Below are 12,805 nucleotides of genomic sequence, written 5' to 3' on the forward strand. Positions count from 1 at the left end.
GCCGCGAGATATGTCGCAGGCTGCATGAGGGGTGGGTGTGCTAGAGCCGACCGGCCGCTTTGAGGGCGAGGTAGCGGTCGGCCACGAGCGGGGGCAGATCGTCGGCCGACGCCGACACCGCATCGCCTCCCGCGCGGACGATCGCCGCGGCAACCCGCTCGGCATCGTGCCGGGCGCGCTCGACGGCGGCGGCGGCGTAGACGTCGGACGCGTCCCGGTGGACGGGGGTGTCGCCGGGTCCGTCGGTGGCGGTGGCCACCAGAAGGCGCGAGCGGGAGGCGACCGCGGGAAGCGAGGCGAGGAACGCGCGGGCGGCCTCGGGGTCGTCGGCCGCCGTGAGCAGCACGACGAGGGCCGGACGGACCGCGAAGCCGCGCACGTGCGCGAAAGCGGCATCCCAGTCGGTGTCGATCAACTGCGGATCGACGGGCGCCATGGCATCCACCAGGGCGGGCAGGAGCGAGGTGCCGTCGACGCGGGTGACGCGAGCTCGGGGCAGACGGTCGAACATCAGCAGGTGCACGTGGTCGCCCGCGCGCGTCGCCAGCACCGACAGCAGCAACGCCGCCTCCATCGCCGCGTCGAGGCGTACGCCGTCGCCCACGCGAGCGGCGGCCGTGCGCCCGGTGTCGATCACGACGACGACGTGGCGGTCGCGCTCCGGGCGCCAGGTGCGCAGCATCGTCGTCCCCGCGCGGGCGGTGGCGCGCCAGTCGATCGAGCGCACGTCGTCTCCGCGCACGTATTCGCGGAGGCTGTCGAACTCGGTGCCCTGGCCGCGCACCTGCAGGCTCGTGTTGCCGTCGAGCTCGCGGAGCCGGGCCAGGCGCGAGGGGAGGTGCCGTCGCGAGGTGAACGGGGGGAGCACGCGGATCCGACCGGGAGCGTCCACGACGCCCTGGCGCCCGGCCAGTCCCAGCGGGCCCGCCGCGCGAACGACGACGAAGGCGCTGCGCAGTTCGCCGCGGCGGCGGGGGCGCAGGGGGAGAGGCGCGGCGCGCCGCTCGCCGGGCGGGACCACGAGGCGCAGACGTTCCGCGGGCGCTCCGGCCGTGGGCTGCCACGCGTCGCGGACGCGGGCACGGAGCAGACGGGTGCCGAGGTTGCGCACGCGCAGCTCGCCGGACACGGGTTCGTCGCGCAGCGCCCGCTCGGGGTGCGTGCGGGTGATCTCCACCCGTCGAGGGTCGGCGGCGAGCACCGTGTCGACGATCGCCAGCATGAGGCACAGCAGCACCCACCCGCCGGCGACCGCCCACGCCGAGAGCCCCGCCGTGCTCAGGAGCACGAGGGGGACGACGCCGAGCGCGACGAGCAGGGCGAGACGGCCGGTGACGAACATCAGATGGGAACGCGGGTCTGCTGCAGGACGGAGGTGAGGATGGAATCCACCGAGACGCCCTCGATCTCGGCTTCGGGACGGAGGCGAATGCGGTGGCGCCACACCGAGACCAGCATGGTCTGCACGTGGTCGGGGGTGATGGCGGGGTAGCCGCTCAGCCAGGCCCACGCTTTGGCCGCGGCCAGCAGACCCGTGGAGGCGCGCGGGCTGACCCCGACCAGCACCGAGGGACTCTGCCGGGTCGCGCGCGCGAGGTCGACGACGTAGCCGAGCAGGTCGTCGTCGACCGAGACCGATGCCGCTGCGCGCTGCGCCGCGAGGATCTGCGGTGCCGTGACGACCGCCGCGACACCGGCGTCGTCGAGGCGACGGGGATCGAAGCCCGAGGCGTGACGACGCAGCACGTCGACCTCGGCGTCGCGACCGGGCAGGTCGACGACGAGCTTCAGGAGGAAGCGGTCGAGCTGCGCCTCGGGCAGCGTGTACGTGCCCTCGTGCTCGATGGGGTTCTGCGTCGCGGCGACGAGGAAGGGATCGGGCAGCGCGCGGCTCTCGCCGTCGGACGACACCTGGCGCTCCTCCATGGCCTCGAGCAGCGCCGCCTGGGTCTTCGGGGGCGTGCGGTTGATCTCGTCGGCCAGGAGCACGTGGGTGAACACGGGACCGGCGCGGAACTCGAAGTTGCCGGCGCGGGTGTCGTAGACGAGGGAGCCGGTGACGTCTCCGGGCATGAGATCGGGGGTGAACTGCACGCGCCGGGTGTCGAGTCCGAGCGCGCGACTGAACGACCTCACCAGCAGCGTCTTGGCGACGCCGGGGACGCCCTCGAGCAGCACATGGCCGCGGGAGAGCAGCGCGATGAGCAGGCCGGTGATCGTGCCGTCCTGGCCGACGACGGCTTTGCCGACCTCGAGGCGCACGCGGTGCATCGCGTCGCGCAGCTGCGCGTGGTCGTCGCTCGGCGCGACGGAGGCCGCGGCTGCGGGGGTCTCGGGGCTGTCGGTCATCGTGTGGTCCCTTCGGTTCGGACGGCGGCGCGCACGCTCTCTTCGAGATCGCGGAGGCGGTCGGCCGCCGCGACGAGTTCGCGGTCGGTGCGGGGGATGTCGTCGACGAGGATGCCGCGCACGCGCGCACGGTCCGCGTCCAGTCGCTGTGCGACGGCGTCGGCGATGTCGTGCGGTGAGGTGCGGGCGGTGAGCCCCAGCAGACGCCCCACACGCGAGCGGGCGGCGCGACGGAGCTCGTCGAGGGCGTGTGCGGCGTCTTTCGACGAGGCGTACAGGCGCGCACGGCCCTCGGTGGTCTCGGCGGCGCGGACCGTGACCGGCAGGCGCTCGGCGACGAGCGGCCCGAACCGGCGACCGCGCCAGATCGCGGCGGTGAGAGCCGCGGTCAGAAGAAGCAGCATGGCCGGCGTCACCCACGCGGGGGTGAGATCGCCGAGGGTGGGGGCGGCCGTTCCCTGATCGGCGTCGGAGAGCGAGGGAACGTACCAGACGAGGGTGTCGGTCTGGCCGAGCACGCCGAGGGCGAGAGCGGCGTTGCCGTCGACGGGGAGGGACGAATTGGTGAGAACCGAGAGCCCGTCGAGGGCGGTGACCGTTCGTCCATCGACACCTTTGGACTGCAGGAGTCCGAACTCGCCGTCGACGGGGTAGCACCCCTCGATCCCGTCCGCGGGGCGCAGGAGTTCTCCCACGTGAGCCGCTCCGGCGTTGGCGGCTGCGGGGACACCGCATTCGGGGCTCGCGGACAGGTCGGGGGAGAATCCGCCGAGCGAGGAACCGTCGAGGAGCACGTCGAGCGCTCGGGATCGCGGCTCGACGAGGACGACATGGCGCGCGCGGCCGGTGAGATCGCGCAGGGCGTCGTCCGACAGCATCGGCGCGTCGCGCAGGACGAGGGTGGCGTCGCCTCGCACGAGTGCGCGTTCGGCGGCGGCCCGGTCTCGAGCGATCGTGACCGAGACACCGTGCTGCTCGAGGACCCGCACGACCGCGCGGGTGCCGTCCGAACCGGCCGACTCGGGATCGAGGATCGCTCGCTGCGTGTACCCGCCGTAGACGAGGGTGCCGCCCACCAGCGCGGCGAGCAGCAGGCCCCCGGCGAGAGCGACCCACCCGAGGGCGGACCTCCGGCGGGAGCGCACCGGGGCCGCCGAGGCCGTCTCGGCGCTCATCGGGGAGCCACCGGTACGGCGCGCGCGCGAACGGCGGCGGCGTCGAGATCGGCGACCAGCCGGTAGCGCTCCTCGGTGCCGGGGCGGCGCAGATACCGGATGTCGTCGAACGTCGTCGTGGCCGGATCGAGCAGCGGGCTGAGCGCGGGCAGCGCTGTCGCCGTCTCGCGTGCGAACGCGCGGGCCGTGGCGCCGGGAGGCGGGTCGACGAGCCCGCGTTGGGTGAGGCCGCGTGCGAAGGCGCGGAAGCGCAGCACGATCGCGTCGTCCCAGTCCCCGCGGTCGGCCGCGGCCGCCGCATCGGTGCGGAGTTCGTCGGCGGATCGGCCGTCGTCGTGATCGAACAGCGCGCGAGCCGGTTCCGAGGCGCGTGTCGACAGGCGCGGTCGGCCCCAGATCAACAGGGCGACGACGATCAGCGCGACCACGATGATGCCCAGTACGACGAGAGCCGACGGGCCCCACCCGCCGTTCTCGGGGACGCGCAGCAGATCTTCGAGGAACTTGCCGACGGCCTGGGAGATACGGTCGACCAGGTTCGGCTCCGCGGCCTGGTAGGTGGGGTCACTGAGCTCCTGCTCGGCCCACTCCCGGGCCTGGTCGGGGTCGGGAAGCAGCGGCGCGACGGCTGCCATGGCCGTGAGGATCACGCGTCGCCGTTCGAGCCGGGGGCGGCCCACGTCGTCTGCGCCCGATCCGGAGCGGGAGGCGCGGGCGGTGCCGCGGGGGACTCCTGCGACACCGCGGGGGCCGTGGGGGCGGGGAACGTGTGCGGGGCGGGCGCGGCATACGGCGGGGTCGCCGATGCGGCCGCGGGGGCGGGGGGCCGTAGCCCGGGGCGGGCTGCTGCTGGGGGGTCGCGGAGCCCTGCGGCACCGCACCGTACCCTCCCGCCGCGGGGGCGCCGTACCCTGCCGGTGCGCCGTACCCGGCGTTCCCCGACGGCGGCCCGTAGCCCGCGAACGCCGGGGGAGCCCCGTAGGGCACCGGGGCAGGGCGCTCGACGATGCGGCCGACGCCCACGAGATACGGGTCGCTCAGCTCGGTGGTGCCGGAATCGCGCGCCTCGACGTACGACTGCAGGTCGTGGTCGAGGCCCTCGACGCGCATGCGGGCGTCGATGTAGACGAGCACGGCGGAGGTGGACTGCACCACGAGAGCGATGCACTGCACGAGCAGGATGCCGAACTGCCCGACGACCTGCAGGACGATGACGCCGACGACGGCGCCGGCGCCGCTCTCGCCGGTGGGGGCGACGATCGACGGCACGAAGCCGGCGAAGAGGCTGAGGGGAAGCGAGATGATCTGAGCGACGACGCCGAAGGCGAAGGAGATGACCACGACGACGCCGAGCGTCGACCAGAAGCGTCCACGGGTCAACTGCCACGACCGTGCGATCGAGCGGAAGACGGGTGCCCGCTCGAGGATGATGACGGAGGGGACGAGGAACAGCTTGGGCGTCAACCAGAGATAGAGCGGGATGAGCGCCAGGAAGAACAGCACGCCGACGAGGGCGCCGACCCAGGTCGCGGCGATGACCAGCAACGCCACGATCCCCGCGAGCACCCCGACGAGGATCACCACCGCGCCGACCGTGAGTGCGCTGTAGCCGACCAGGCGCCAGAACACCGGGCGCACCCGCGCCCAGACGGCCCGGAGGGACGGCTTCTCGGCGACCACCGCGTGCGCGACCTCGGCGACGACGATGCCCTGCACGACGACCCCCAGCACCCCGGAGAGGATGCCGAGCACGAGAGCCGCGACGGCGGTGAGGGCGACCGAGCCCGCGAGGATCGCGTCGTAGTCGTCGCTGCCGTAAGCAACGGTGTCGAGCCGGGAGAAGCTGGCGATGGCCACCCCGGCGATCGCCGCCGTCACGATGATGTACGCCACGGCCTGCACCGCGAGGGCGAAGCCCAGCAGCACCTTCGGATTGTGCCGGAGAGCGACGAACGATCGGCCCAGGATCGTGCCGAACCCGAAGGGGTGCAGCGGAACGATCCCCGGGCGTGATGCCGGAGTCCAAGCCGGGTACGCGGTCATGTGGGGCCCCTCCTGGTCACATGGCGGTGACCTCATCGTGTCACACACCCCCGACACGCACGCCTGTCGTGCAGGCAGGTCGACTACTCTCGATGGGACGTGCCCCTACCCGGGGCGTAGTGCCCGTCCCCGAGCGGGTTTCGAGACGGAAGACGTACACCCGAATGACTTCACGGATCCTGGTTGTCGATGACGACACCGCGCTGGCCGAGATGATCGGCATCGTGCTGCGCACCGAAGGATTCGACACGGTGTTCTGCGCCGACGGTGCGCAAGCGGTGGACGCCTGGCGCACCGAGCGCCCCGACCTCATCCTGCTCGACCTCATGCTCCCGGGCGTCGACCGGCATCGAGATCTGCACGCGCGTTCGCGCGGAGTCCGGCGTGCCGATCATCATGCTCACGGCGCGCACCGATACGGCCGATGTGGTCAAGGGGCTCGAGTCGGGCGCCGACGACTACATCATGAAGCCCTTCAACCCGAAGGAGCTCGTCGCCCGCATCCGCACGCGCCTGCGCCCCGTGCAGGCTCCGGTCGATGAGACGCTGCGCATCGGCGACCTCGTCGTCGACGTCGCCGCGCACGAGGTCCGCCGCGGCGATGCCCCCATCGCCCTGACCCCTCTCGAATTCGAGCTCCTCGTCGCCCTCGCCGAGAAGCCCCAGCAGGTCTTCTCCCGAGAGATGCTCCTCGAGCAGGTATGGGGCTACCACTACAAGGCCGACACCCGCCTGGTGAACGTGCACGTCCAGCGTCTGCGCGCGAAGATCGAAGCCGATCCCGACAACCCGCGCATCGTGACCACCGTGCGCGGCGTGGGCTACCGCGCCGGCGCGGTGGCCTGAGCCCCTCATGACGGGCGCGGTGCGCACCCTCCCGCGGCAGCGGGTACGGGGATGGCGCGATTGGCGCGTGGTGCGCGATCGTCTGGCGACGCTGTGGCGTCGCTCGCTCCGCTTCCGCACGATCGTGCTGACGGTGACGCTCACCGCCGTGACCATCCTCGTCACCTGCGTCGCCATGGCGCTCGTGATCCAGAACGAGTTGTTCACGGCCCGCAAGGATCAGGTGCTGCTCGAGGCCCAGCGCGCCACCGCCGCAGCCCAGGCGACCCTCGACGCCGCCGTCGACTCGACCGATCCGGCCGCGGCGCAGACCCTCATGAACGGCATCGCGACGCGTCTGTCGCAGCAGTCCTCGAGCGATCTCATCGCCCTCTACCGCATCGGACCGCCCTCCCCGCTGGCTCCGCAGCCGTTCATCTCCCCGGCTTTCGAGTCCGGCATGGTCACCGACGCCCTGCGCACCCAGGTGCAGTCGAGCCCCGATCTGCAGTGGTGGCAGTCCGTGGCGCTCCCCGCCGACGACGGCCGCGAGGTGCCCGGCATCCTGGTCGGTCATCAACTGCGCTTCCCCGCGGAGGACGGGGTCGACTCGTACGAGCTCTACATGGGGTACGACCTCACGAGCGCCTCGCAGACTCTCGCCTTCGTGCAGGTGCTGCTGTGGGTGGTGGGCCTCGTGCTCGTGCTGCTGATCGGTGCGATCGCGTGGTTCGTCCTGAGATCCGTGACCACACCGATCGCGGATGCCGCCGAGACCAGCGCCAAGCTCGCGGCGGGCGATCTCGGCGTACGGCTCCCGGTGCGCGGCGAGGACGAGCTCGCCACCCTGAACCGCTCGTTCAACGCGATGGCCGACAGCATCGAGTCGCAGATCAAAGAACTCGCCGACCTCTCGCTCGTGCAGCAGCGCTTCGTCTCCGACGTGTCGCACGAGCTGCGCACACCCCTCACGACGATCAAGCTCGCCGCCGACATGATCAACGACCAGCGCGAGGAGTTCGATCCCGCGACCGGTCGCGCCGCGGAGCTGCTGCACGCGCAGGTGCAGCGATTCGAGGTGCTCCTCACCGACCTGCTCGAGATCAGCCGCTACGACGCCGGCTCCGTCCAGCTCGAGCTCGAGGCGACGAGTCTGGCCCATCTGGCCGAAGACGTCATCCTCTCGATGCAGCAGCTCGCAGAGGGGCACGGCTCCGACGTGCGCCTCGTCGCCCCGGGCGGCTACACGCCGGTCGACATGGACGCCCGACGCGTCCGCCGGATCGTCCGCAACCTTCTCGGCAATGCGATCGAGCACGGCGAGGGGCGCCCGATCGTGGTGTCGGTCGACAGTGATCGGGATGCCGTTGCCCTCGGCGTCCGCGACTTCGGCCTGGGCATGCTGCCCGACGACGTGGAGCGCGTCTTCGACCGCTTCTGGCGCGCCGACCCCTCGCGAGTGCGCACCATCGGCGGTACCGGCCTCGGTCTGTCGATCGCCCTCGGCGACGCCAAGCTGCACGGCGGTACCCTGTCGGTGTGGTCCGAGCCCGGACGCGGCTCGAACTTCGTGCTCACGCTGCCGCGAGCCGGTCAGCCGGTCAGCAGTTCGCCCCTGCCCCTCGTGCCCGACGACGAACAGGGCGGAGCCCTCGAAGCCCTGGGCCTGACGCAGCCCATCTCGACCCGGCCCGGAGTGAGGAAGACGACATGAGACGCGCCCTCGCCCTCGTCAGCCTCGCCCTGGTGCTCGCGCTGACCGCGTGCACGGGTCTGCCGACCTCCGGCTACGTCAATCCCGGGCGCGGCCCGCAGGTCGACGACACCCAGGCCTTCGCCTTCGTCCCCGACGGACCGCAGGACGACGCCTCTCCCGCTGAGATCGTGGAGGGGTTCCTGCGCGCCGGTTCCGGCCCCGCCGACGACTGGGCTACGGCGAAGCTCTTCCTGGCGTCCGGGACGCAGTGGGACCCCCGCGCCCGCGTCACCATCGACCGCCTCGCCGATCGCCGCGCCGTCGCGAACGCCGTCGGCACCGGCGTCACCGTCTCGCTCACCACGGTGGCGGGGGTGGATGCCGACGGCGCCTACGCCCCGACGGCCTCGGGCACCGCGGAGTCGCTGTCGTTCACCCTCGCGCGCATCGACGACCAGTGGCGCATCACCTCGGCTCCCGACGGGGTCGTGCTGTACGAGGAGGTGTTCCCGACCGTCTACCAGTCGGCATCCATCGCGTACTTCGACCCCACGTGGAGCTTCATCGTGCCCGACGTCCGCTGGTTCCCCCGGGCGCTCGTGGCCAGCCGCGTGGCGACGGCCCTCGTCGACGGCCAGCCCAGCGCGTGGCTCGCCGGTGCGGTCAAGACGGCGTTCCCCGACGAGCTCTCCCTCGTGGGCCGTTCGGTGACGCTGTCCTCGAGCGGCGTCGCCCAGGTGCAGTTGCCGCGCACCGCGCTGAGTCTGGATCGCACGACGCTCGACCGGATGCAGACGCAATTGTCCAAGAGTCTGGTCACGGCCGGTATCAGCGAGGTCCAGATGACGGTGGAGGGTACCCCGGTACCCGCCTCCGAGGTGTCGGTGCGCGTCACCCGGGTCGATCCTTCTCCCGCGGTGCTCACCACCGCCGGCGTGTTCGGTGCGCTCGCCGGAGACACGGTCGAAACCCTCGGCGGGCTGTCCGATGCGATCGAGTCGCTCGCGCCGGCCTCGGTCGAGCTCGAGGCCGACCGGAGCCTCGCGGCTGTCCGTACTCAGCAGGGGAGCGTGGCGAGTGCACTGGCCGACGGACGCACGTTCCTGCTGGACGACCGCCCCGGGTTGATTGCCCCCACGATCGACGCCGAGGGCGCGATCTGGAGCGTGCCCAGCTCCGCGCCGACGCAACTGCGTGCCATCTCCGCCGAGGGCGTTCCGCGCAACGTCGGCAACGCCTGGCCCGACGCCTCCGAGATCAGCGCGATGCAGATCTCGCGCGACGGGACGCGGGTGGCGGCGATCGTCACGGTCTCGGGTACGCGCGAGGTATGGGTCGCCGGCATCGAGCGCGAGGGCGGCGCGGTCGACCTCGGCGTCCCGCACGTGCTGTCGTTCTCTCAGCAGGGCGCTTTCGAGCTGGCCTGGCTCGACGACACCACGGTGGGAGTCCTCGCCGACGTCGACGGCGCCGGCCGCCTGCGCGAGCTCAACGTCGGCGGGCGAGGAACCGAGGCCGCGGCTCCCGACGGCGCCACCACCCTCGCCGCGGGGAGCACGAGTGTGCGTGTGCTCGACAACGCCGGTCGCCTCTACAGCCGGCGCGGAAGCTCGTGGACGCTGGTGGCCACCGATATCCGCGTGCTCGCCGCCCAGCAGGGCACCACCTCCTGAGGCTCCTCCCCACCCCGGGTATGCGGGGCGTTCTCCCCGAGTGGGGCTTCGGCGCGTGCGCGCGGCGGCGGGCCCCGGGCACCCTGGGCGCATGTCGCTTCACGCTGCGCTCACCCGCTCCTTCCGCGATGCCCTGACGTTCTGGTTGCCCGTCTCCTGCGCGGGCTGCGGCGTCGTCGATTCGGACCTGTGTCGCGGATGCCGTGACGCCCTGAACGCCAGGCGGATCCGGCGCCCCATTCAGCCGGGCCTGTCCGTGACGAGCGTCCTCGTCTTCGAGGGCGTGGCGGCCCGCGTCATCCGCGCGATCAAGGAGGAGGGTCGCACCTCTCTCGCCCGCGAGCTCGCCCCGGCGCTCGATGAGCTGCTGCGCCTGTCGGTGCCCGCCGGTGCCGTTCTCACCACCGTCCCGGGCACGCGCGCGGCATTCCGCCGTCGCGGGTTCCGACCGCTCGACGTGCTGATGCGCCGCGCGGGGTGGAGGCACGAGCGGCTGCTGCGGGTGGCCCGTGCCACCGACGACCAGAGGGGTCTCGGACGCCGCGCGCGACGAGAGAACGTCGGGGGAGCGTTCGTGAGCCGACCGATCGCGGGCGGCACGGTCGTGGTCCTCGACGACGTCGTCACCACGGGGGCGACCTTGGCCGAGGCGGCGCGCGCCCTCCGTGCCGCGGGAGCCGACGAGGTCGTCGTCGTAGCGCTGGCGGACACGCCGCGTCGAAGGAGCTTCGAAGGTGAATCCCGGGTGATTGAGACGTGACACGGCGGTGTCGGACTACTAGCGTGGGGATGACTGAAGGCGACGGATGTTCCGCCCTTAGACCGGGCGGAACCCGGAACAAGGAGGTCACTGATGGACACCAACATCGTCGGAGTGGGAGTCGGTATCACCGACCGTTTTCGCTCGGTCGTCGAAGAGAAGGTCAGCCGCATCGAGCACCTCGCGCCTCGCGCTCAGGCGCTCGAGGTCAAGGTGACTCATCGCTCCTATCGCAACGGTCGTCTGGAGGACGACACGGTCGAGCTCACCCTCGACGGCAAGGGCCCGGTCGTTCGTGCGGAGGCGACCGACACCGACAAGTTCGCGGCCCTCGATCTCGCGGTCGACAAGATCTCCGAACAGGTGCGTCGCGCCAAGGACAAGCGCATCGACGCCCGCAACCACCCCCGCGGTGCGAAGTTCGAGAAGGGCACCGGCGAGCTCTCGGGTATCGACGTCGAGCCCGCCTCCGTCGAGGTGCTGCGCGCCGTCGCGACCGGTTCGATCCCCGTGCAAGAGGCCGGGGCCGAAGAAGAGGACTACTCGCCCGTCGTCATCCGCCAGAAGGAGTTCGGTCCCGAGTGGATGACGGTCGAAGACGCCGTCGACCGCATGGAGCTCGTCGGCCACGACTTCTTCCTCTTCATCGACGCCCGCACCGACCACCCGAGCGTCGTCTACCGACGCAAGGGCTGGGACTACGGTGTGATCGCCCTCGCGACCCAGGCGGCACCCGCCGTCGAGGTCGCATCCTGACCTGAGAACGCCACGAAGCCCCCGGTCCTCGGACCGGGGGCTTCGTCGTGCGGGCGATGCCGCGGGCGCAGACGCCCGCGCTCAGCCGTCGAAGATGTCGCCGAGCAGAGAGCCGATGACGAGACCGCCGAGCATGCCGCCGACCATGTTGCCGCCGCCCATGCCGCCTCCCCGACCGTAACCGCCTCCCCGGCCGTCATTGCCCCAGTCGTTCGGGCGGGATTGCTCGATGTCGCGCTGGGCGATCTGCAGGGCCTCGGATGCCAGTGCCCCGGCGCGTCGTGCGGTGGCGAGCGCCGTCTCACGCTGGTCCTCGGGCACGGGCCCCAGCGGCAGACCCGCGCGCAGCCGCTCGGCCTCGACGAAGCGCGTGCGAGCATCGGCTCCGATCCAGCCCCGATGACCGGTGATGAGGCCGCGCGCGACGGCGATCTGGCGGTCGGCATCGTCGATGGCGTGCTCCACCTGATCCTGGGAGGGGACGGGGCGGGCCGCCCGCTCGCGGGCGAGGTCGAGATCCGCGTTGGCCTGCCGCAGCGACGACAGGGCCTGGAAGGGGTCGCTGCGGGTTCCCGAGGCGGGGAGGGCCGTGAGCGCCTGCTGAAGCGCGGCCATCGCCTGGGTGACGGCGGGGGTCTGCGCTCCCAGACGCGCCTCGATGAGGTCGTTGCGCGAGTCGTCGACCACGGCGGCGAGGGTGGACTCGGCGCGGAGGGCCTCGATCTCGAAGGTGTCCACGGCATCCAGGAGCGATTCGGCTCGACGAGCGGCCTCGGTGGCGGCCTCGAGGGCGACGGAGGCCTGCTCGCGCTGGCCCGCCTCGCGTCGACGTTCCGATACGGCGGCGGTGTGCACGGCGAAGTCGAGGAGCTGCTCGATCTCTTCGGGGTTGCCGCCGATCTGCGCCAGGGCGGAGTCGCTGTACCGGCGGGAGAGCCTGTCGACGACCTCCCGGGCGTTGGGGATGCGCTGCGCCAGCCGCTCACGGTCGGCTCGCACGCGAGCCAGCGTCTCGGGGGCGCGGCGCACGGCGTCGATCTTGGGCTGCAGAACCTGGGTGCGCTCCTCGAGCAGGTCCTCGGCCCATTGCGAGAGCTGGACGATGCGCGCATTGCGCGTGCGCAGCTCTTCTTTCGTGTCGGGGATCTCGTCGTGGTTGAGCTGATGCAGCTGGAACGCCTCGGCGAGGTGGGTTCGTACGGAATCGAGGGCCGCCGCGAGGTCTTCCGTCGCCTTGTCGCCGAGCTCGGCGCGGGCGAAGTCGAGCTCGTCCGAGGTCAGGCGGACACGCTCGTCGGCCGCGACGATCGCAAGCTCCGCTCGGCGTGCCAGATCGGCATCCGCCGCGTCCTGTTCTTCGCGCTTCCTCTTGCCCCAGAAACCGGCCATGGCTCGATCCTAGGCGTCGCCCTCGCCGCCGTCGCCGTGTGTTCGCTGCGGGCGCGCTGCCCCGCGATCGGATTGTGGCTCACTCGCAGGTCACGAACGGGTAACACGGATAGCATGGGCGATGTATGCCTGTTCGCAG

10 protein-coding genes and 1 pseudogene are annotated in these 12,805 nt (G+C 71.9%); 5 read left to right on the top strand and 6 right to left on the bottom strand.

All coding sequences use genetic code 11. The annotated features are described in order from the left end of the window. Positions 1-40 precede the first annotated feature (40 nt). Genes OVA17_RS09945 through OVA17_RS09965 form a run of 5 tightly spaced genes read right to left on the bottom strand, consistent with a single transcriptional unit; the run spans position 41 to position 5,567 of the window. The gene (locus OVA17_RS09945) at positions 41-1,342 is read right to left on the bottom strand and encodes a DUF58 domain-containing protein (protein ID WP_267786394.1); all 1,302 of its coding nucleotides are present in this window, start codon (positions 1,340-1,342) and stop codon (positions 41-43) included. After that, positions 1,342-2,349: an AAA family ATPase gene (locus OVA17_RS09950; RefSeq protein ID WP_267786395.1), complete on the bottom strand. Its 1,008-nt coding sequence runs from the start codon at positions 2,347-2,349 to the stop codon at positions 1,342-1,344. Before OVA17_RS09950 ends, OVA17_RS09945 begins: the two co-directional genes overlap by 1 nt. Further along, entirely contained in the window at positions 2,346-3,524 is a 1,179-nt protein-coding gene (locus tag OVA17_RS09955) for a DUF4350 domain-containing protein (RefSeq protein ID WP_267786396.1), read from the bottom strand. Before OVA17_RS09955 ends, OVA17_RS09950 begins: the two co-directional genes overlap by 4 nt. Beyond that, complete coding sequence (locus OVA17_RS09960; protein WP_267786397.1) at positions 3,521-4,159, bottom strand: DUF4129 domain-containing protein; 639 nt, start codon at positions 4,157-4,159, stop codon at positions 3,521-3,523. The genes OVA17_RS09955 and OVA17_RS09960 overlap by 4 nt, the downstream gene beginning before the upstream one ends. After that, positions 4,089-5,567: a glycerophosphoryl diester phosphodiesterase membrane domain-containing protein gene (locus tag OVA17_RS09965; protein ID WP_267786398.1), complete on the bottom strand. Its 1,479-nt coding sequence runs from the start codon at positions 5,565-5,567 to the stop codon at positions 4,089-4,091. Before OVA17_RS09965 ends, OVA17_RS09960 begins: the two co-directional genes overlap by 71 nt. A gap of 164 nt (positions 5,568-5,731) precedes the next feature. Between OVA17_RS09965 and mtrA the strand changes: the two are divergent. The 5 genes and pseudogenes from mtrA (at position 5,732) to hpf (ending at position 11,277) form a co-directional block, all read left to right on the top strand. Continuing rightward, positions 5,732-6,413, top strand: a pseudogene (gene mtrA / locus OVA17_RS09970) (MtrAB system response regulator MtrA). Positions 6,414-6,420: 7 nt separating this feature from the next. Then, positions 6,421-8,106 carry an MtrAB system histidine kinase MtrB gene (gene mtrB, locus OVA17_RS09975; protein ID WP_210072085.1) on the top strand — a complete coding sequence of 562 codons (1,686 nt, stop codon included), beginning with the start codon at positions 6,421-6,423 and terminating at the stop codon, positions 8,104-8,106. Beyond that, positions 8,103-9,761, top strand: coding sequence for a GerMN domain-containing protein (locus tag OVA17_RS09980; RefSeq protein ID WP_267786399.1), 1,659 nt, complete (start codon positions 8,103-8,105; stop codon positions 9,759-9,761). Before mtrB ends, OVA17_RS09980 begins: the two co-directional genes overlap by 4 nt. A gap of 91 nt (positions 9,762-9,852) precedes the next feature. Continuing rightward, positions 9,853-10,521, top strand: coding sequence for a ComF family protein (locus tag OVA17_RS09985; protein WP_267786400.1), 669 nt, complete (start codon positions 9,853-9,855; stop codon positions 10,519-10,521). Between the two features lie 93 nt (positions 10,522-10,614). Continuing rightward, positions 10,615-11,277, top strand: coding sequence for a ribosome hibernation-promoting factor, HPF/YfiA family (gene hpf, locus OVA17_RS09990; RefSeq protein WP_210072082.1), 663 nt, complete (start codon positions 10,615-10,617; stop codon positions 11,275-11,277). 81 nt (positions 11,278-11,358) lie between these two features. On the opposite strand, the gene OVA17_RS09995 is transcribed toward hpf, so the two are convergent. Beyond that, a complete protein-coding gene (locus tag OVA17_RS09995) occupies positions 11,359-12,666 on the bottom strand; it encodes a hypothetical protein (RefSeq protein ID WP_267786401.1) in 1,308 nt (435 codons plus the stop codon). Between the last annotated feature and the right edge of the window lie 139 nt (positions 12,667-12,805).

The organism is Microbacterium sp. SL75, assembly GCF_026625865.1.
Lineage (GTDB): Bacteria > Actinomycetota > Actinomycetes > Actinomycetales > Microbacteriaceae > Microbacterium.

Bases quoted from the DNA above. Each gene is read 5' to 3' on its own strand.
- OVA17_RS09945 (WP_267786394.1), bottom strand. From the start codon at position 1,342: ATGTTCGTCACCGGCCGTCTCGCCCTGCTCGTCGCGCTCGGCGTCGTC.
- OVA17_RS09950 (WP_267786395.1), bottom strand. From the start codon at position 2,349: ATGACCGACAGCCCCGAGACCCCCGCAGCCGCGGCCTCCGTCGCGCCG.
- OVA17_RS09955 (WP_267786396.1), bottom strand. From the start codon at position 3,524: ATGAGCGCCGAGACGGCCTCGGCGGCCCCGGTGCGCTCCCGCCGGAGG.
- OVA17_RS09960 (WP_267786397.1), bottom strand. From the start codon at position 4,159: ATGGCAGCCGTCGCGCCGCTGCTTCCCGACCCCGACCAGGCCCGGGAG.
- OVA17_RS09965 (WP_267786398.1), bottom strand. From the start codon at position 5,567: ATGACCGCGTACCCGGCTTGGACTCCGGCATCACGCCCGGGGATCGTT.
- mtrB (WP_210072085.1), top strand. From the start codon at position 6,421: ATGACGGGCGCGGTGCGCACCCTCCCGCGGCAGCGGGTACGGGGATGG.
- OVA17_RS09980 (WP_267786399.1), top strand. From the start codon at position 8,103: ATGAGACGCGCCCTCGCCCTCGTCAGCCTCGCCCTGGTGCTCGCGCTG.
- OVA17_RS09985 (WP_267786400.1), top strand. From the start codon at position 9,853: ATGTCGCTTCACGCTGCGCTCACCCGCTCCTTCCGCGATGCCCTGACG.
- hpf (WP_210072082.1), top strand. From the start codon at position 10,615: ATGGACACCAACATCGTCGGAGTGGGAGTCGGTATCACCGACCGTTTT.
- OVA17_RS09995 (WP_267786401.1), bottom strand. From the start codon at position 12,666: ATGGCCGGTTTCTGGGGCAAGAGGAAGCGCGAAGAACAGGACGCGGCG.